Annotated in this window: 11 protein-coding genes; 8 read left to right on the top strand and 3 right to left on the bottom strand. The window is 53.7% G+C overall.

The genetic code is table 11. The features are described 5' to 3' along the window. Positions 1 to 4 precede the first annotated feature (4 nt). From pyrF to KF749_10575, 6 genes are all read left to right on the top strand, one after another. Complete coding sequence (pyrF, locus tag KF749_10600; GenBank protein ID MBX2991601.1) at positions 5 to 823, top strand: orotidine-5'-phosphate decarboxylase; 819 nt, start codon at positions 5 to 7, stop codon at positions 821 to 823. A gap of 47 nt (positions 824 to 870) precedes the next feature. After that, the gene (locus KF749_10595) at positions 871 to 2,412 is read left to right on the top strand and encodes a DUF2851 family protein (GenBank protein MBX2991600.1); all 1,542 of its coding nucleotides are present in this window, start codon (positions 871 to 873) and stop codon (positions 2,410 to 2,412) included. Between the two features lie 124 nt (positions 2,413 to 2,536). Beyond that, positions 2,537 to 2,941: a hypothetical protein gene (locus KF749_10590; protein ID MBX2991599.1), complete on the top strand. Its 405-nt coding sequence runs from the start codon at positions 2,537 to 2,539 to the stop codon at positions 2,939 to 2,941. Continuing rightward, the gene (locus KF749_10585) at positions 2,902 to 4,497 is read left to right on the top strand and encodes a carboxypeptidase regulatory-like domain-containing protein (GenBank protein MBX2991598.1); all 1,596 of its coding nucleotides are present in this window, start codon (positions 2,902 to 2,904) and stop codon (positions 4,495 to 4,497) included. Before KF749_10590 ends, KF749_10585 begins: the two co-directional genes overlap by 40 nt. 389 nt (positions 4,498 to 4,886) lie before the next feature. Continuing rightward, a complete protein-coding gene (locus KF749_10580; protein MBX2991597.1) occupies positions 4,887 to 9,662 on the top strand; it encodes a T9SS type A sorting domain-containing protein in 4,776 nt (1,591 codons plus the stop codon). 117 nt (positions 9,663 to 9,779) lie between these two features. Further along, entirely contained in the window at positions 9,780 to 14,270 is a 4,491-nt protein-coding gene (locus tag KF749_10575; GenBank protein ID MBX2991596.1) for a choice-of-anchor D domain-containing protein, read from the top strand. An 84-nt stretch (positions 14,271 to 14,354) separates the two neighbouring features. On the opposite strand, the gene KF749_10570 is transcribed toward KF749_10575, so the two are convergent. From KF749_10570 to KF749_10560, 3 genes are all read right to left on the bottom strand, one after another. Continuing rightward, the gene (locus KF749_10570; GenBank protein MBX2991595.1) at positions 14,355 to 14,981 is read right to left on the bottom strand and encodes an outer membrane beta-barrel protein; all 627 of its coding nucleotides are present in this window, start codon (positions 14,979 to 14,981) and stop codon (positions 14,355 to 14,357) included. Between the two features lie 61 nt (positions 14,982 to 15,042). Beyond that, positions 15,043 to 16,302, bottom strand: a complete 1,260-nt coding sequence (locus tag KF749_10565) for an asparagine synthetase B (GenBank protein MBX2991594.1) — start codon at positions 16,300 to 16,302, stop codon at positions 15,043 to 15,045. Positions 16,303 to 16,325: 23 nt separating this feature from the next. Continuing rightward, positions 16,326 to 18,215, bottom strand: coding sequence for a tetratricopeptide repeat protein (locus tag KF749_10560; GenBank protein MBX2991593.1), 1,890 nt, complete (start codon positions 18,213 to 18,215; stop codon positions 16,326 to 16,328). Positions 18,216 to 18,444: 229 nt separating this feature from the next. On the opposite strand from KF749_10560, the gene KF749_10555 reads away from it, so the two are divergent. Together KF749_10555 and rseP are read left to right on the top strand one after the other, a co-directional pair. After that, the gene (locus tag KF749_10555) at positions 18,445 to 19,605 is read left to right on the top strand and encodes a 1-deoxy-D-xylulose-5-phosphate reductoisomerase (GenBank protein ID MBX2991592.1); all 1,161 of its coding nucleotides are present in this window, start codon (positions 18,445 to 18,447) and stop codon (positions 19,603 to 19,605) included. A gap of 12 nt (positions 19,606 to 19,617) precedes the next feature. Further along, on the top strand, positions 19,618 to 20,934 hold the full coding sequence (gene rseP / locus KF749_10550; protein MBX2991591.1) for an RIP metalloprotease RseP: 1,317 nt from the start codon (positions 19,618 to 19,620) through the stop codon (positions 20,932 to 20,934). The last annotated feature ends 49 nt before the right edge of the window (positions 20,935 to 20,983 follow it).

The raw sequence follows: 20,983 nt of genomic DNA, 5'->3' as shown, positions 1-20,983 counted from the left end.
GGTCATGACTTTCTTTTCCAAACTGCGTCAATCTCAACAACAATCCAACTCCCTCCTCTGCATCGGCCTTGATTCCGATCTGAAGAAGATTCCCCGCCATTTGCTCGGCGCGACGAATCCGATTCTCGAATTTAATAAACGCATCATCGCTGCAACGAAGGATCTCGTCTGCGCGTACAAACTGAACCTCGCTTTCTATGAAGCGCTCGGCGAAACCGGCTGGCGTACGATAAAGGAAACGCTTGCCGCGATTCCGCCCGATGTTATCACGATAGGTGATGCAAAACGAGGCGACATCGGCAATACGGCGGAGATGTATGCGAGGAGTTTGCGGGATGATTTCGGTTTCGCGGCGAGCACGGTGAACCCGTACATGGGGTTCGATTCGGTGGAACCGTTCATCACCGATGAACGGCACGGCGCATTCATTCTCGCACTCACGTCGAATCCCGGAGCGAAAGATTTTGAGTATATGAAAGTGAAGGAAAAGCCCCTTTACGAACAGGTAATCGTCAAAGTGAAGAAGTGGAATGTGAAAAGGAACTGCGGCCTCGTCATCGGCGCAACCCGCCCGAAGGAGTTGCAACGCGTCCGCAAGCTCGCGCACGATTTGCCGTTGTTAATTCCGGGTGTCGGGGCGCAGGGGGGAGACCTTGCCGCCGCGGTTCGTTACGGTTGCGACAAGAACGGCGAGATGGCAATTATCAATTCGAGCCGGGGCATAATTTACGCATCCGGCGGCGATGACTTTGCCGGCGCGGCCCGAGCCGCCGCACTGACTCTGCGCGATCAGATGAATGCCATCAGAGAAGAATTCTTCTAATCTTTCGAAAACGTACCGTTCATCAGGGGGACATCTGTGAGGAACGCATGAACTTCCCCGACATGCCCGAATCAATCCTCCGCCGCATCTGGCAGGAGCAATCCTTCACAAAAGATCATCTCACCACAAAGGACGGGAAACCGGTCCGCATCATTTCGCCGGGCGTTCCCAACACCGATGGCGGCCCTGATTTCCTCAACGCCAAAATCTCTATCGGCACAGTTACCTTTCACGGCGATGTCGAGTTGCATATCAATGCGGGTGAATGGCTCTCGCACAAACACGATTCCGATCCGCATTACAACAGAGTGATCCTTCATGTTGTCATGTCGGCGGATCCGCTTTCTCCTCCGACACGGACGGCAAGCAAAAGGGCGATTCCCCTGCTCGTTCTTCATCCCTATCTTGATGAGAAATGTCATGGAGCATGGGAAAAGTCGTTGCTCGATGATATGCCGCATACTGGCACGTCGCTTCCTTGCACGGAAATCAACGAATCAGTTCCACGATCTACTATTGTGAATTGGGTTGAGAAGTTAGGAAGAGAGCGCATGGAATTGAAAGTCCGCCGCTTTGAAGAACGTCTCAAACAACTCGTTGATGAATCGAAGCTCATTGTACGCGAGCCGTATCCGCGCTACTACGGAAATCCGGATGACATTCCTCCTCCAAGGAAAGAGTATGGTAAGAAGGATTTTACCGAGCGGACAGTATGGGAGCAGTTGTTGTATGAAGGAATAATGGAAGCGCTCGGCTACTCGAAGAACACGAAGCCGTTTCTCTCCCTCGCCCGCGCAATGCAACTTCATGTTCTTCGCAGACATACTCTTTCCGAAACGCAGACAATGATGGCCTTGTTGTTCGGCGCAGCCGGCCTTCTGCCTTCTGCAAAAGAGGTCTCTGATGCCGCTTCTCGCAGGTATGTTGCCTCGCTGAAGCGGCAGTGGAAACAACTCCGGCCCGAGTTCAAAGACTCGATACTGAACGAAGCGGATTGGCTTTTCTTCCGTTTGCGTCCGGGCAATTTTCCAACGGCGCGACTTGCTGCGATGTGTTTCCTGCTTCCGCAACTGTTCGGCGAAGGATCATTCCGTACAATAATAGGCACCTTCAAATCGGACGCATACACGCCAAAAAAACGGAACGAGAAGCTTCACGCCTTGTTTGATTGTACTGTTGATGAGTTCTGGCACAAGCATTATCATTTCAAAGGAAGAAGCAAAGAAACGACTGCTGGCGACATACAAACTTCCGATGCAGCACGGACAACACTCGGCGCCGCTCGCATTCATGATATCATCGTGAATGTGCTGATTCCCGTCGTGCTGCTGTACGCGCGAATTTTTAATGACAGCGCTATGCGCAAGAACGCCCGCTCCCTACTGGCGTATCTCACGCCCTCACAAGAGAACAGTGTGGTTGAAGTTGTCCGGAATCAATTGACCCGCTCACGGGACTCGCTCCGTTCATCTCTTCATCAACAAGGCGCAATTCATCTGTTTCGCTATTATTGTTCGGAAGCACGGTGTTCGGAATGCGCGGTTGGACGCGTCATCGGAATGCCACTGTTATCCGGAAAATCACTGTAGAGTGTTTCAACAGCCGCGTTCTTACTTCCTCCATCACGTCAAGGTGTATCTTGCAATTTGTTTCTGTAGTCCGTACGTTTTTTTCGGGTCTGCTCTCATCAATTACAGTTTCAAGGGGGTACGTATGATCTACCGCTTTGTATTCTTGTGGATGACACTCATTCTTGCGAGTGCTACCGCCTTTGGTCAACTCCCGCCGGCTCCGGCAAATCTCACGGCAACATTTGAAAACCCGACACCGAATTCGTGGGGTAGCGTCAGGTTGCAGTGGCAGATGCCTGCAGCCGGACAATGGGCATTTGTCGTGTTCCGTTCGGCACACGACACAAGTCATTATCAACAGGTTGCATCGGGCGTTCGTGATCCGATGTTCCGCGATTTTACTGTTGTTCGAGGAACGAGATATTTCTACTACGTTCGTGCATCCTCGCTGAATTTCCCCGCAGTGTTGGGCCCGCGCAGCAACGTTGCCGAGATTCTGGTGCCCCCTTGGGTTCTACTGTACACGGATTCATCGAAGGAACAGTGACAGATGATTCGACCGATCTGCCCATCCGGAATGCACGAATCCGGTTCTTTCGTCTGGCAAACGCGATGACCACCCCTCCGGCGTTTGCATTTACTGATTCACTCGGAGGGTACCACGCAACGCTTGATACAGGACGCTACATCGTCCGTGCAGAGGTGTTGTGTGCCTCCAATACCGGGTGTTACTATCCCGAGTTCTACGACGATGTGCGGGAACCATCGCAAGCCACTGTAATTGCGGTTGGCGACAGTACAACATTTACGGCTGATTTCGGGCTCACGCGTGTTTCGCCGCCGCGGTATGCAACAATGCGCGGCACGGTACGGGACACACTCAACAATCCGATTCCGCATGCACGCGTTGCCGTGCTGCGAACGATGCAGAACATGATTTCCGCAGCTGCAAACGGAGGAGTGCCGGGCGGCGAGGAAAGCATGACACTCGATGGTGTCGGTTTTACGATGGGAGTACAATGGAGTGGCATGACGGATTCGCTGGGGCGTTATACTGCCCATCTGATCACCGGGCGCAATTACCTTGTCATGGCATCGAAACACGGGTACTGGCCCGAGTATTTCGACAACAAACCAACTCCGCAACTCGCCGATATTATCCACTTCACGGGTGACACGGCGGGGATTGATTTTTCGCTGAGCGAACGGTTGTTCCCTCAGAACAGCGTTGCAGGACGCGTTGTTGATTCGCTCGGCAATGGTGTTCCTTCGCGCGTGTACCTGCATCCTGCGCGGCTGCCCCAGCCGTCGATTATCCCGGTCCGGTACGGGCATACGGACTCTCTGGGAAATTTCATCATCAATAATGTCGAAGCAGGAAAGTACTTCATCAGTGCGCATCCATTCCTCGGATTTGCGCCCGCGTACTACAAAGCCAACTCATGCGGCGTGAATCGCCGGGATCAGGCGGATACCGTGGATGTTACAGGAAACATAACCAATATCAATATCTGTGTACGTCAGATTCGCGGGAACGGCCTCGCCCGTATCACCGGCATTGTGCGAACAAACACGAATGCAACGCTGCGCGGAGCCATTATCACTGCTGAAACAGAAACCGGAATCCTGGTCGGCATTGGCGTTAGTGAACCCTCGGGCTACTATGTGATCGAGGCAGTAACACCGGGATCCATCACACTGACGGCAGACAAAGACGGCTACAACCTCGCGACAGCAACGGTTATTCTGCCTCCTACAATCATGTCGCTCGACAACATCAACATTACTTTGTCGCCGGGTGGCGTAACTTCTGCAGGATCGGACGGCGGAACTCCTCTTGCATTTGCACTGGGGCAGAATTATCCCAATCCGTTCAACCCGGCAACAACAATTGAGTTCACCCTCTCGCATCCGGGCCCGACGATACTTGCTGTCTACAACATACTGGGACAAAAAGTCGCCACATTGGTCGATGAGTCTCTCGAAGCCGGGCGGCACACATTCATCCTGAATGCGTCGGATTTCGCCAGCGGCGTGTACTTCTATACGCTATACAGCGGATCATCGCACTTCGCAACACGGAAAATGGCTCTTATCCGCTAAGTCAAGACTCGTCTTACAGATCAGGGCGCGACCACAACTGTGATCGCGCCCTGTTATGCGAAGATTCTGCTTTTCTTTGAGAAAAGGCTTGCAACTCCACTCTGTGGTTTGTATTATTTTATGTAATCGAGCGAAGGGTTTCACACTTCCAACCCGGCTCAGTTCTTTCAGCGGGACTTTGAAAACCAGATAGGTTGTTTCGGGAAGGCTGATGCCTCCAGAGCCATCACGCAATCCTGTCATCACGCCGACGCACCAACTCAAGCTTTCCTGCTGTACTAAGGGGCACCATGCCATTCGTCTGACGATTCGCAGAGGGGAGACGAACAACACGAATCCGCATCAACAAGTAACTTTCTACATCATTCATTAATTATGGGAGAGCAATCATGAATCGGAGACTGCTACATCTCTGTTGTGTAGTATTGGGAATACTGTTAGTCAGCGTCTCGTACGCGCAAGACCAGGGTGCGATGTGGAATGCGGCGAAGCGATGGAAGTTGGGGATTGATACAGCGCCGCCGGGAGCGCAGGCGGTGCAAGCACCGGCAGAAGCTACGCGTAACCCGCGTCGGGGCGACAATCCCGACAGTCCGCCGAACACGCCGGATATCCAGGTGTTCAATCCGTCGTTGTACTGGCAGAGCGAGAACTCCATTGGTGTGAGTTTCTCCAATCCCAATCATCTCATGGTCTCCACCAACGGACGCATTCCCGGATCCAATCCCGTGGTGCACCAGCCGTGGGCGTTCAGTACCGACGGCGGCGTGACGTGGCCTGCTTCCATGCAAAGTGAAGACCTTCCACCCAACATTATCGACAGTTTCGGTGACCCGGTCGCCTTTTTTGATGTGGGCGGAAAAGCATATTACTGTACGCTCGGCTCGCCGGGCGGGATTTATTTTGTGACGACGACGGATTTCGGTGCAACGTGGAGCGCACGCGCCAATGCCGATAATCTGAACAGTACGAACGACGACAAGCAGCACGCAGCGGCGGATTTCTCCGGCACATTTCCCAACAACGTCTATGCGGCATGGACGGATTTCGGGGTGACGGGAACGCCGATACAAATTTCCCGCTCGACCGATCGCGGCGTAACGTGGCTTCCGCGCGTGGCATTGCCCATCGGCTCGAACCGCGGTCAGGGTGTGCATATTGCCATCGGCCCGAACGGTGAAGTTTACCCGATGTGGGCACACTACACAACCGGCACGGCAGAAGTCGGTATCGGCTTTGCCAAATCCACCGATGGCGGCGCGACATACAGCACGCCGGCAATTGTTTTTCCGATTAATGGTATCAGAATTTCCAACGGCGCCATTACGCAACTGAACGGTACCCGTGCAGCAAGTTTTCCCTATCATGACGTTGACCGTTCCAACGGCCCGCGTCGCGGATGGATTTACGTTGTTGTTCCCGAATTGGATGTGCCGACCAGCGGTCAAGCTGATATTTATGTCTATCGATCATCCGATGGCGGCTCGACGTGGAGTTCGCGCATTAAAGTGAACGGCCCCGATGTCGTGGCAGGCCGGTGGCAGTGGATGCCCTCCATTGCGGTCGACCCCTCCACGGGCGGTATCACGGTCAGTTATTACAGTTTTGACTCGACAGCATCGACCACGATGGCTAACCGCTATGCCGCCTACTCGGTGGATGGCGGCGACACATGGGATAATTGGGTGGTGAGCGATGTGCGCGCAACATGGGCACCACAAGGAACACCCAGCACCAACACAGTGTACAACGGCGATTACTACGAAACGGCGGCAGCAGGCGGCAAAGCATGGGTTTTGTGGACTGACCGCCGCAGCGGTGCAACAGGATCATTCAACAAAGCCTACATCGAACGCATTATTTACGGAGAGAATTTCGGCTGGATACGCGGCACGGTGACCAATACCGTGGGCGGCGCCCCGATTCAGAACGTGGCGATTGATTTTGTGCAGAATGTGTTGCAGCAAAGCGGAACGAGTGATGCAACGGGTGCCTACTTTGCCGGAGCGCAGGTGGATACGCCGGGAACAACGGCGAATCTCACGCTACGCGCACGGCGGTTCGGATTCCTCGACACCACGCTTGCCGTAACCATCACGCGCAACGACACGTTAACGCGGAACTTCGGGATGCGACCGCTTGACCTCGTTCTCACAAAAGCGAGCATCACCTTCCCGCCCACGCCGGTACCGGGCTCGAAGCTCGACAGTCTGACGGCGCGCAATCAGTTCGCCTCGCCGCTGACGCTGAGTTCTCTTACCACAACCAATCCGGACTTTGCCGTCTCGCCGACGAACGTGGTGATTCCGGCACAGGACTCGGTGAAGATTTACGTTACCTACACACCGACCTTGGGAGGTACGGATACTGGACGTGTCATTGTGCTGAGCAGTTCCATCTACACACCACGCAAAGATGTTCTGCTTGACGGTACAGCCATCGGTGTTCCGCACTTCACGGCCAGCGTCGATTCGTTGACCAGAACGCTCGAAGGCGGTACGCGTGATTCCGTCACCTTCCGTATGAGAAACGTCGGAACCACGGCGGGAGACTTCTCCGCAAGGGCAATCATGTTCCCGCGAACGGGCCCCGGTGGAGCGGCAGGTCAACCCGTCGAAATTCCGCTGACAATCGACGGCTTCTCCGGCGGCGAGTCGACAATCATGGCGCAGTTCCCTGAATTACTATACTACAAGTTCGATGAAGCAGGCGCAACGTCTACACAAAATCATGCAGTTCCGGGCGTCGGAACCAACCCGGCCCCGATAACCGGACAAACGATGGGTGGTTCAGGTCAATTTGGCAGCGCACTCACGGGAACCGGTACCGCAAACCACTTCCTCAACACCGGTTGGAACACAGCCCTCGGCAACGGAAGCTGGACCATCAGCATGTGGCTGAGCAATCTGCCCAGCAATACTTCTCTCTTCTATTTGTGGGGAGATAACACCGCTTCAAGTTTCCGCTGCTTCCTCGGAGGCGCGGCGGGAGCCGGAGCCATAACCTTGCGCGGCACGGGAATCACGAATGTTGACGTTCCGGGAGTAGCGCCCGGGCCGACTGTTGTTCACTTCGTCTATGACGCCAGCGGACCGAACATCAAAGCGTACAGAAACGGCGTGCTTGTTACCACTGTTGCACAAAGCGCGCTGAATCTGAACGGAACGGCTCCTTTCAGAGTCGGGGCATACTCCACCTCTGCCGGTATTCCTGCCGGTGGACTGATGGATGAATTCCGCATGTACAACAGGGCGCTCACTGATGTTGAGATTGCCTCGACGTGGAACGCCGAGGTTGGCACCGGAAACTGGTTCTCTGTTGCTCCCACTACGGGAACGGTCGCCATCAACGACTCCATCACCATGAAGGCGTATTTCGACGCCACGGACGAAACCATTTACGGCAATCCGGGCAACTTCTTTGGCAGACTCGACGTTATCGCAACCAATTCCGCCTTGGCTGATACGTTGAGAATTCCTTCGCGGCTGTTCGTGGTTCCGCCTGTCGGGGCACGCCTCTCCGTTGACAAGGATTCTCTTGATTTCGGCGTTGTACAGATTGATTCGAGCAGAACGCGCTCCATTCTTGTCCGCAACATTGGCAGCGCGACGTTGACGGTCACCAATATCACCATGACAAACACGAACTTCTCGGCAAGCCCGACGAATTTCACGCTTACCTCATTGGATTCGGTGAGGGTGAATGTCACATTCACAGCACCGGCGCCGGGAGCGGTATATGGGGGCACGATGAGCTTCGTCTCGAACGACCCTGCAGCCCCGTCGGTACAATTGCAAGGATCAAGTCTGGGTGCCCCCGTGTTTCGCGTGCGCGTCGACTCATTGACGAGAACTCTCCAAGGCGGCAATCGTGACTCGATACAATTCTACATGAGGAACGCGGGCACAGGCCTCGGCGAGTTCCGTGCTCTGGTGAAGATGTTCCCGCAAAGACCCGGCGGTGAAGCATCACAGCCGGTTACAGTCCCGGTAACCGTAAGACCCGCAGGCACGCTTGCGTCGGGCACTCCCGACCCGGTGCTGGACGGGTACGATCCCTCGGCTCCGGAAGACATGTCGCGGGGAAATTCCGGTATGGCCATTCCGATGCATTATAACTTTAATACCGGTGGCGCCGCAAATACGTTTCCGTTCAACGTGACCGCCGGAAAGCGCATTCAGTGGATTTATCTGCCGGGAGACTTCTCCCAACCCGCACCTGCACCTCAGGGACGAATCACGAAGCTCTACTTCCGAATCGCAACTGTCGGGTCGGGCGTTTTCTCGCAGTTGGAGGTCAAGATGGGGCAAACAACCCTCACAGAACTGCCATCGGCTGACTGGTACGCCGGGCCGATGCAAGTTGTGTACTCGCGCGCAACGGATTCTCTTGGAGTCGCTGCCATTGGCGACTGGCTGAGCATCGAACTCGACATCCCGTTTGCGTATGATCCGACACAAAGCCTCGTTATTGATGTCAATCAATGTGCGAAAGTCGGGGCGGCGGGACTTTCCACATATCATACCGGCATTTCCGGCGTGCGAAGACTTGCCTCTCTTGTCGGCGGAAGCTGCCCTATGCCGTTTGCCAATACATCCACCCTGATGGCACATTGCGGTATTGACATTTCCGGCGGAACGTGGCTTTCGCTTGAGCCAACCCAGGGCTCGGTCGCTGTCGGCGATTCAGTTCTTATGACCGCGTACTTCGATGCCACCGATACGTCGATTAGCAACAATCCCGGCAACTACTTCGGCGAGATTTCGGTTGTGGCAACAAATTCCCAGTTGGCGGATACGCTCCGCGTGCCGGTACGGCTGCTCGTGACGGGCTCGACCGGGGTTACGGAAGCCGGGCTGGGCATCCCTGAAGAATACACGCTGGCGCAGAACTATCCGAATCCGTTCAACCCGACGACAACCATCAAGTTCGGCGTGCCGCGAGATAGCAAAGTGAAACTCACCGTCTACAGCATACTCGGACAGGAAGTCGCCGTGCTCTCGAATGAGGTCAGGGACGCGGGATATTATCTCGCCACGTGGGATGGAACGAACAAGTCCGGCAGCAAGGTGAGCAGCGGCATCTACTTCTACCGGATGGAAGCAACGTCAACGGCGGGAGATCAGAACTTCACAAGCTTGAAGAAGATGATACTCCTCAAGTAACATTCTTCTGTCGTTTTTCAAATCAAACCCACTCAACAGGGCAACGCGTGATTTCTTTCGGTCACGCGTTGTCCGCTTTTTCAAAATCAAATAAGGAGCAACAAAGCAATGATGCGAATGATATTTCGAAGCACATTGGTATTAGTCTTCTTTGCAGTTGCAACACTGGCACACGCGCAAGACCAGGGTGCGATGTGGAATGCGGCGAAGCGATGGAAGTTGGGGATTGATACAGCGCCGCCGGGAGCGCAGGCGGTGCAAGCACCGGCAGAAGCTACGCGCAACCCGCGTCGGGGCGACAATCCCGACAGTCCGCCGAACACGCCGGATATCCAGGTGTTCAATCCGTCGTTGTACTGGCAGAGCGAGAACTCCATTGGTGTGAGTTTCTCCAATCCCAATCATCTCATGGTCTCCACCAACGGACGCATTCCCGGATCCAATCCCGTGGTGCACCAGCCGTGGGCGTTCAGTACCGACGGCGGCGTGACGTGGCCTGCTTCCATGCAAAGTGAAGACCTTCCACCCAACATTATCGACAGTTTCGGTGACCCGGTCGCCTTTTTTGATGTGGGCGGAAAAGCATATTACTGTACGCTCGGCTCGCCGGGCGGGATTTATTTTGTGACGACGACGGATTTCGGTGCAACGTGGAGCGCACGCGCCAATGCCGATAATCTGAACAGTACGAACGACGACAAGCAGCACGCAGCGGCGGATTTCTCCGGCACATTTCCCAACAACGTCTATGCGGCATGGACGGATTTCGGGGTGACGGGAACGCCGATACAAATTTCCCGCTCGACCGATCGCGGCGTAACGTGGCTTCCGCGCGTGGCATTGCCCATCGGCTCGAACCGCGGTCAGGGTGTGCATATTGCCATCGGCCCGAACGGTGAAGTTTACCCGATGTGGGCACACTACACAACCGGCACGGCAGAAGTCGGTATCGGCTTTGCCAAATCCACCGATGGCGGCGCGACATACAGCACGCCGGCAATTGTTTTTCCGATTAATGGTATCAGAATTTCCAACGGCGCCATTACGCAACTGAACGGTACCCGTGCAGCAAGTTTTCCCTATCATGACGTTGACCGTTCCAACGGCCCGCGTCGCGGATGGATTTACGTTGTTGTTCCCGAATTGGATGTGCCGACCAGCGGTCAAGCTGATATTTATGTCTATCGATCATCCGATGGCGGCTCGACGTGGAGTTCGCGCATTAAAGTGAACGGCCCCGATGTCGTGGCAGGCCGGTGGCAGTGGATGCCCTCCATTGCGGTCGACCCCTCCACGGGCGGTATCACGGTCAGTTATTACAGTTTTGACTCGACAGCATCGACCACGATGGCTAACCGCTATGCCGCCTACTCGGTGGATGGCGGCGACACATGGGATAATTGGGTGGTGAGCGATGTGCGCGCAACATGGGCACCACAAGGAACACCCAGCACCAACACAGTGTACAACGGCGATTACTACGAAACGGCGGCAGCAGGCGGCAAAGCATGGGTTTTGTGGACTGACCGCCGCAGCGGTGCAACAGGATCATTCAACAAAGCCTACATCGAACGCATTATTTACGGAGAGAATTTCGGCTGGATACGCGGCACGGTGACCAATACCGTGGGCGGCGCCCCGATTCAGAACGTGGCGATTGATTTTGTGCAGAATGTGTTGCAGCAAAGCGGAACGAGTGATGCAACGGGTGCCTACTTTGCCGGAGCGCAGGTGGATACGCCGGGAACAACGGCGAATCTCACGCTACGCGCACGGCGGTTCGGATTCCTCGACACCACGCTTGCCGTAACCATCACGCGCAACGACACGTTAACGCGGAACTTCGGGATGCGACCGCTTGACCTCGTTCTCACAAAAGCGAGCATCACCTTCCCGCCCACGCCGGTACCGGGCTCGAAGCTCGACAGTCTGACGGCGCGCAATCAGTTCGCCTCGCCGCTGACGCTGAGTTCTCTTACCACAACCAATCCGGACTTTGCCGTCTCGCCGACGAACGTGGTGATTCCGGCACAGGACTCGGTGAAGATTTACGTTACCTACACACCGACCTTGGGAGGTACGGATACTGGACGTGTCATTGTGCTGAGCAGTTCCATCTACACACCACGCAAAGATGTTCTGCTTGACGGTACAGCCATCGGTGTTCCGCACTTCACGGCCAGCGTCGATTCGTTGACCAGAACGCTCGAAGGCGGTACGCGTGATTCCGTCACCTTCCGTATGAGAAACGTCGGAACCACGGCGGGAGACTTCTCCGCAAGGGCAATCGTATATCCGAGAACAAATCCCGGTGCCGCAAAGGTCATTCCGCTGACGCTCGAGCAGCTTTCGAATCCGGCAGCAGCCAACTCAGCGGCACAGTTGGATTATGTGGTTCCACCGAACTACGAGAATCAGTCCGGGGGTTCCACATTCAACGGACAACTTGCAAACGCGGCTCGAACCTATCAGTACCTGATTCATGACAGTTTACTTACCGGCTTGGTTGGGCAGCGAATTACAGCCATCCGCCACAGGATTCCTGTATCTGCATCGGCGCCGTGGCCTGCTTCGGATGTGACAATCACCAACTATGACATCTACCTGAGCGGAAGCGTTGCACCGGCGAATCGAAGCCTGACTTTTGCGCAGAATATTGTCGGACCGCAGACTCAGGTGCGCTCGGGCAGCCTTCTTATTCCCGCGGGCTCATACCCTTCAGGAGGCAACCCGAACCAATTCGGACCGGAAATTACGTTCGATACACCATGGCAATACACAGGCGGCCACTTGCTCGTGGAGTTCCGCCACCCCGGCTTCACGGGAACATCAAGCAGTGTTGATGGTATCGCAACAACCAACTCAGCGGCGGGTTATGGCACCGCGTTCAGCGCATGTTGGACCGGGAGTTACACAGGCACTTCGGGTTCCGGAGGAAATTTCGGAATACTCGCTTTGACACAGGGAGGCGGCAATTGGTTCTCGGTAGGCCCGACTTCAGGATCCGTCGCAATGGGCGACTCTGTGCTCATGACTGCAAGATTCGACGCGACGGATCCCGATATATTCAACAATCCCGGGAATTACCTCGGACGCGTTGAAGTCATTGCAACGAACTCGGCACTTGCAGATACGTTGCGCGTACCATCGCGATTGTTTGTTGTACCACCTCCGGGACCGAGAGCCTCGGTAGATCGCGACTCGTTGGATTTTGGCGATGTAGAGATCGATTCGAGCAAGGCCCTGTCGGTTCTTGTCCGCAACATCGGAGCGGCAGCACTCAACGTCACGAACATTACAATGAGCAATCCGAACTTCTCTGCCAATCCGACGAGCTTCTCATTGGCATCGCTGGATACGCAGCGTGTTACCGTACGGTTTACGGCTCCGGCTCCAGGAGCAACATACACCGGAACGATGCAGTTCGTATCGAACGACGCGCTCGCTCCCTCTATAGCATTGCGGGGACGGAGTATAGGAATTGCTCACGTGGTTGTCAGTCCCGATTCATTCGTGTTTGCTCTTTCGCAGGGTGACAGCGTCAACGGAACGGTCACTATTCGTAACACCGGGCTGGGAGAGTTGACGTACACCAGCAACGTGAGCGGGGGCCACATTGGCAGAGATTCTGTCAATGTCGGTACGGCAACCACTTCACTTGCATCCAGCTCAACGCTCATGCGCGGGGGCGTGGTGAATGTCGCCACCACAGTCGTGCTCAGCGAAATTAAAACATGGCTGACGCTGACAAGCCCGCGCGAAATCCGCTTCGTGGTGTATGAGAACACTACCGGGACAAATTACACGAAGATATTTGAAACCTCCATCACGTCGGGCACTGGCGGTCCGCTGTGGTATTCGTCAGGTCCAATCTCTGTCACATTGCAGGCCGGCAAGATTTACGCCATTGGCGCCCATTGGCCGGGAGCAGCCGGCCTGACGTACTATTACCAACTGAGTTCCCCTGTTCCTGTTCCAATTCCATTCGGGACAATCACGAGCGGTCTCGCAACCTCGTCAGCGTTCCCGCCGCCGGCTACCATCACGAACACACAAACAAGCACGCTCTACTACACGCAACTGGTGACCAGCAGCGGACAATGGGTGAACATCATGTCGGGCGCGAGCGGTACGGTAGCTTCGGGCGACAGCGCTTTGCTTGGATTCAGGGTCAGAACGGGCGAACTCGGAGGTGGACGATCGCAAGCAGCGCTTGTTGTAAACACGAATGATCCTCTTGCTCCGATTGTAAACGTACCTGTTGCGGTTGACATTCTCACGGGCGTTTCTTCTGCAGGAAATCAGATTCCCGAGTCATTTGAGCTGTCGCAGAACTATCCCAATCCCTTCAATCCGGCAACCACCATCAAGTTCGGATTACCGACGGAAAGCAGGGTGAAGTTGACTGTTTACAACCTGCTCGGTCAGGAAATCATTACGATTGCCGACGAGGTCAGGAATGCCGGTTACTTCCTCGCAACATGGGATGGAACGAACAAGTCCGGCAGCAAGGTGAGCAGCGGCATCTACTTCTACCGGATGGAAGCTACATCAACAGGAGACAATCAGAACTTCACAAGTTTGAAGAAGATGATACTCCTCAAATAGAGTTCGAGCAATCGAAATCTCCATCAAGAAAAAGGGCGAGTCGAAAGGCTCGCCCTTTGTTTTTCTCATAAAGACTTTGCGTGACTAGAATGTGACTCCTAGCGATACAGGGATGTAGGTGCTTGTTGCCCCCGATGCAAAAATCCACGTATAGCGGGCTTCGAGATAGAGCTTGAGCACAAGGAGATCTAAATCGACACCGACACCGAGGTTTGCCGAGGTATTCGTTTCTGATTTTGATCCGGGTATTGTCCCTCCCTGAACAGGATTACCCTGGAACTTCACCGTTGCATCGCTTGCACCGACGTTCGCCAATCCAATTCCTCCGGTAATATAAGGGGAAATAATGGGAAGAGGCAACGGGCTCAATTTGCCATTGGCATTGGCCGAAAAGATGTTAATTCTCCCCCCATCAATAGAAAAATCTGCTGAAGCTGACCCGGGAATCAGACCGGCGATCAGCGCTTGATACTTTCCGTTGTCGGGGGAGAAGGTGACGTAATCCGCCTGAATCCGAATGGCAAACAATACGGGCAAGTTGATATCGAGATGTGCCCCGCCGCCAAAACCAAAGCCGTACACCTCTTTCAATGGCCCGTCAATATTGATGTTCGCCCCTGTTGCCTGCAACCCGAAACTGATCGGCCCGGCCGTCAGCGAGGTGGCACAGAGAATTGTCAGTGTTGCGAGTATCAGCACGCCTCTTTTCATGGTGTCTCCTTGTCTTGTTCTTGAAATGATAGATACTACAATGTTGATGAATTCGAATCTACTATGTCTTTTGTTGTTTCTTTTTTGCCGCCGGGAAGAGAATGTTATTGAGAATGAGCCTGTATCCGGGAGAATTCTTGTGCAACGACAAATCCGTCGGCGGATCACCGACTGCGTGTTGGTAATCTTCAGGATCGTGGCCGCCATAAAACGTAAACGTTCCCCGGCCAAAATTCCCGTGCAGGTAGCGAACCTGGTCAATTCCTTCTTTCTCTGCAAGTATTGTCACGGTGTTTTTGATCAAGCTTTTTTTGAAGTTCGTGGTTTGTCCGAGAAATGCCTTCAGCACGTTGACGTGGTTCTGCGTAAGCATAGTCGGCACGGGATCGAACTTGGCGGAGAACTCAAACAATGTGAAGTAATCGGTTTCCGGATTCTGCAATCCTAACAAATCACTCGGCGGCTGATCGATATCGGAGTACTCGTAGCGCAGAGGGTTCTTTTCGAGCGTGAAGTTTGTAAATGCCAGCGTTTTGCTGAAATCGAGTTTTTGCTGTGCGTTCGGGTCTGGCGGATCGCCGTCGTACATTACATCACAAATATCGGTATTCTCGGCAGCGAGTGCAATATCGTACGTGTCCGTTGCCGAACACATGGCAAACATGAATCCGCCGCTGCCGACATACTCTTTGATTTTCCGCGCCACGGCCTTTTTCAATTCTGACACTTTCTTGAATCCGAGCTTCTTTGCCTCCCTCTCCAACGTCACCTGTTGTTCAATGTACCATGTTGCCTGGGCGAAGGATGCGTAGAACTTGCCGTACTGGCCGGTAAAATCTTCGTGATGCAGATGAAGCCAGTCGTACTCGTTCAGTTTGCCGGCTATGACCTCAGTATCCCACAGCTTATCGTACTTGATCTCGGCGTACTCAAGCGCGAGCGTTACCGCATCATCCCAGGGCTGGAAGCCAGGCGGTACGTATACGGCAACTTTCGGTGCTTTTTCCAGACGGATGACATCCATGTTGTTATCTTCCTGCTGGACTTCAGAGTAAATCTGCGAAGCCTCGGAAGCGCTGACAAAGGTGAAAGCGACACCGCGTATACGGCATTCCGCCGAAACCACGCTGTGATCATCTATCATGAATGAACCGCCGCGATAGTTCAGCAGCCAGTCAATTTCAATTCCCTTTGTCAAGGCCCAGTACGCGAGGCCGTACGCCTTCAGATGATCCGTCTGTGACAAATCCATCGGGATCAGAACCTTGGATTGGGCCGCTGCGACATTGTAAGCAAGCAGGACGAAAAGCAGAAGCCGTATTGCGGTCCGGGTACACAGACTTCTCATAACGAATCCCCTCTCAACTCTCTGATCCGCCGGCGTGCCTTTTCGTTCAGCAGCGATTGCGGGTAGTCGGCCAGCAGTTTTTCGTACTCAGCAATGGCCTGTGCTTTGCTGTTCAGGCTGTAATCGTACAATTCGGCGATGCTGAACTGTGCCTTGTCAAGCGCTATGCTACTCTCCTTGAATTGCAACACCAGCGCCTGATATGTTGCGAGCGCATCGGTATACCGCGTGGCTTTGGTTTGCAGCGTTGCAATCTTCATCATACCATCATCCACAAACAGCGCCTGGGGGTTCCTGTCAATAACACCTTGAAATGCTGATATTGCCTCGGTGTATTTCTTCTGGCGGGCAAGGTAGTCTGCCCTTGCAAATTCTTTGAGGGGGATTTCGGCACCTTGTGAATTTTCCTGCAAAAAAGAGCGGAGTAGCAGCGCATCGTTTGTATAGTCGGCTTTCAGGTTTGTGCTGATAGCGTCGAGGTTCCGGATTGCTTCGTTGAAGTTCCCTGCAAAATACTCGAGCTCGGCAAGCCTGTACGTTGCTTCATCTTGTTGATCGGGCGTCGCGTTGGGCGCGGCCATCACGGAACGAAACCGAATGGCCGCCGCTGCTGTGTCGCCTTTCGCCGTCAACACCTCTCCCAACTTGATCAGTGCATCGAATCTGACGGGATTCGTCCGGGGCAACCCCTGTTCAACTTTCTGAAACGACGCCAACGCGCCGTCGAGATCGAAGTACTTTTCAAATTGCAGCAGCCCGATTTGATGATATGAACGCGCGGCAAACTCGCTGTTGGGATACTCCGTTATCAATGTTCTGAAATGATCAATCGCTGCAACAAACCTTGATTGGGACTCAGGCACAGGGCCCGCGGTGTGCAAGGTTCTTTTGACGGAGTCTTCAAGAAGACTCAACTCTTTGACGGCAAGTGCAAGCCCGAACTGTGCATGCGGGAGCCGCTGCGGTACAAGCGGTGCAGCAATTGCAGTCCTGTACGCTTCCGCGGCAATGCCGAACGCGCCTTCTTTGTAAGCCCGCTCGGCAAATGAATACAATTCAACTCCTTGTGCATTCGTCAACGCGTCGATTCTTTTATACACATTGAACGCCTCGCCGAAGTTCTTCGCTTCCATCATTAGCCACGCAAGAAGGCGATGAAGATTCAAGTCATCGGAGTTCCGCTGGGCCGAGCGAACGACATCAATTGCCGCATTGCGCGCATCTTCCTTCCCGGTGTATTGCGACATCCGGCTCTGTACATAGCCGAGTTGTGTGGGAATCTGCTGCAAGTACCGGAGGAATTCCGTTGTCGCTCCGGCGTAATCCATGGTTGCCGAGAGAAGCTGGGCAAGCTCAAGAGTGAACAGATTCGGATCGTTGCATGCGACACGTGCCCGGCGGTACAATTCGGCAGTCTTCTCAAGCAAACGGTTCTCGATCAGCGTGTTTGCCACAACACGATACACATTGGCATTCTTCGGATCGACGTTTATCGCCTGTTCCCAGGAAGCACTCGCTTCGCGTTCCTGGCCGGACTGGTATTGGGCGCTGCCGAGATAACACAGCAGATTCAGGTCGCGCGGGTTCGAAACCAAACGCTGGCGAATCAGAATAATCGCATCATCATATCTCTTAAGCTGAAAGTACGACCGCCGGAGTCCGTCGAAGAACACGTAGTTGGCCGGATCGGCAAGAAGAAGCTCACGGTACAATTTTGCCGCGTTCTCGAAATCGCCGCCTTGTTCGTAGCTCTGCGCCAACCGGTAACGATTGTTCGTATCAGAAGTCTGGCCAGCGGCACGAAACGTAGAGGCACAAAGCCATAAGGCAATCGCGCAGAATATTGCAGCAAGCAGAGTGGTTTTTTCCCGGGCATTTCGATTCATGTGAAATAATATACCAAATTCACATAACTATACAATATGAGTGCAATAAGCATAAACTGTCCTCAAGGAGGCTGGTTCCCATATTGGATCGCAGCGCATTCCTTGCTAACGAAATGCGATTTACGTACCTTTTTGCTGATTTGAAACGACTATTTTCATCACCAAGCTTTGATTCAAGAACGAATCTCTTGGTGATTTTGTTTCTGTGTGAGAGAATGATTTTTCGATAGTGAGAAAGAAGAACATAGCCATCCTCGGTTCCACGGGTTCCATCGGGCGCAGCACACTGGATGTCATTTCCCTGTTTCCCGACCGTTTCCGCGTTACCTATCTGACGGGACACAAGAATATCGACTTGTTGCAGAAGCAGATCCTGCAATTCAACCCGCGTGCGGTTGTGGTACTTGACGAGTGCAACGCGTCAGTCCTGAGAAAATTCGTCAATGGAACAACTGAAGTACTTTCCGGCGAAGATGCCTTGTGCGAGATCGTTCAGCGCGAAGATGTTGACGTTGTTGTGAGTTCCCTGGTCGGGTTTGCCGGACTGAAGCCGACGCTGCATGCCATTCAAGCCGGAAAGGACATAGCTCTGGCAAATAAGGAAACGCTTGTCGTTGCCGGCGAAATCATGATGAAAGCCGTGAAGACACATGGCGTACGGATGATTCCTGTTGACAGCGAGCATAGTGCCATCCTCCAATGTCTGCAAGGCGAAGAGATCGGCAATGTTGAGAGGCTGATTCTTACGGCCTCCGGCGGTCCGTTCCGGCGACTGGAAAAAGAACGCTTCTCCGGTATCACGGTTGCCGATGCGTTAAATCATCCGACGTGGAGCATGGGGAACAAAATCACGATCGATTCGGCAACGCTGATGAATAAAGGACTTGAGGTGATAGAAGCACACTGGTTGTTCGGATTGCCGCCCGCACGCATTGATGTCGTGATTCACCCGCAATCCATCATCCACTCGATGGTGGAATTCAAGGACGGCTCGACGAAGGCGCAGCTTGGCATGCCCGATATGAAGGTGCCGATTCAATACGCGTTGATGTATCCCGACAGACCGGAAGCTCCGCACAAGCGGTTGGATTTTTCTACGCTGAAAGAAATGACGTTTGACGAGCCGGACTACGAGAAGTTCAAATGTCTTGATCTCGCGTTCACGGCATTGGAGAAAGGGGGAACGGCAACCACCGTTCTGAACGCCGCCAATGAAGTTGCCGTGCAGAAGTTCCTGAATCAGGAAATCCCTTTTTCATCAATTCCCGAAGTCATCGAGGAAGCGCTGCTTTCACACACAGTGGTTCACAATGCAACGTACGAACAAATTGTGCGTATTGATGCCGAGACGCGTCAGCATGCTCACGAATTCTCAACAACGGTACAGTAACGAAGGAATCGCATGGAAGTCATCAACACGATATTTTATTTTGTTGTCACGTTAGGTATTCTGGTATTCATTCATGAGTTGGGGCATTTTCTTGCAGCAAAAATGTTCGGTATGCGGGTTGATGTGTTCTCTCTAGGCTTTCCTCCCCGCGCATTCGGGAAGAAAATCGGTGAAACGGATTACTGTATCTCCTGGATTCCGATCGGCGGGTATGTCAAGATCGCCGGGATGATCGATGAAAGCTTTGATACCGAATACTTGCAACAGGAACCTCAACCGTGGGAATACCGTTCGAAACCGATCTGGCAGAGAATGATTGTCATTTCTGCCGGCGTGATTATGAACATCCTTCTCGCCGTTGGAATTTTTTGGGGGATTCACTATTCGCAAGGCAAAAGTGTTTCCGACACCACAGAAATCGGCTACGTGCTTGAAGCAAGCCCCGCCGAGGCAGCCGGACTCCGAAGCGGCGACAAGATTTTGACAATAAACGACAAGAAGATTGAGCATTGGGATGACGTCAGGAATCATGTCTATCTCCAAAATATCGGGAAGGAACTTCACTTCGTTGTCCTGCGGGATGGGAATGAAGTGATTGTCAACGCCCCTGAACAGACTCTGCAATCCCTCAACGAAGGCTCATTCGGTATTACGCCTAACCACACGGAACTCGTTATCAACACCGTTGATCCGGGCAGGCCTGCCGCGGAGTTAGGACTCAAGGCGGGCGACGTTCTCCTCTCGCTCGACAATCAACCGATCAGGTACGACCGCAGAGTGAATGAGATCGTACGTGCACATGCGGGTAAGCCGTTGCATGTTGAATGGCGACGCAACGACTCGCTGATGTCGGGCACGGTTGTGCCAAGCGACAAGGGGTTGATAGGTATCTCGTTCGGGTTGCGTTACAACGGGCCGGTCAAACATACAGACTATTCACTGCTCGAAGCCCTGAATGAGGGCGTTGTCAGCATCAGCAATGTGGTGGGGCTGACGATCAAGGGGATCGGGAGTATTGTCAGCGGCAAAACCCCCTTCCGCGAATCCGTCGCTGGGCCAATCAAAATTGCGCAGCTCGCCTCGCAGACTGCTGAACTGGGCATCATCACATACCTGACGTTTATGGCGTTTCTCAGCATCAGTCTCGCCATCCTGAATATCCTGCCAATCCCGGCCCTTGACGGCGGACACCTTGTGTTTCTCGGCATTGAGGGAATAATGGGGCGGGAAATCCCGACGAAAATCAAGCTTGTGGTTCAGCGGGCGGGGTTCTTTCTCCTCCTCGCATTCATGGCTTTTGTCGTGTTCAACGATATCAGAAATTTCTGATTACCATTGCCATAGAAAGATCCGGTCATGGGAGGGCCTTTTGAAGCGC

The organism is Bacteroidota bacterium (assembly GCA_019637975.1).
Taxonomy (GTDB): domain Bacteria; phylum Bacteroidota; class Ignavibacteria; order UBA10030; family UBA6906; genus CAADGV01.
This window is presented reverse-complemented; position numbering and strand designations above follow the sequence as displayed.

Excerpts from the sequence above, each read along its gene's own strand:
- pyrF (MBX2991601.1), top strand. The coding sequence starts at position 5 with ATGACTTTCTTTTCCAAACTGCGTCAATCTCAACAACAATCCAACTCC.
- KF749_10595 (MBX2991600.1), top strand. The coding sequence starts at position 871 with ATGAACTTCCCCGACATGCCCGAATCAATCCTCCGCCGCATCTGGCAG.
- KF749_10590 (MBX2991599.1), top strand. The coding sequence starts at position 2,537 with ATGATCTACCGCTTTGTATTCTTGTGGATGACACTCATTCTTGCGAGT.
- KF749_10580 (MBX2991597.1), top strand. The coding sequence starts at position 4,887 with ATGAATCGGAGACTGCTACATCTCTGTTGTGTAGTATTGGGAATACTG.
- KF749_10575 (MBX2991596.1), top strand. The coding sequence starts at position 9,780 with ATGATATTTCGAAGCACATTGGTATTAGTCTTCTTTGCAGTTGCAACA.
- KF749_10570 (MBX2991595.1), bottom strand. The coding sequence starts at position 14,981 with ATGAAAAGAGGCGTGCTGATACTCGCAACACTGACAATTCTCTGTGCC.
- KF749_10560 (MBX2991593.1), bottom strand. The coding sequence starts at position 18,215 with ATGAATCGAAATGCCCGGGAAAAAACCACTCTGCTTGCTGCAATATTC.
- rseP (MBX2991591.1), top strand. The coding sequence starts at position 19,618 with ATGGAAGTCATCAACACGATATTTTATTTTGTTGTCACGTTAGGTATT.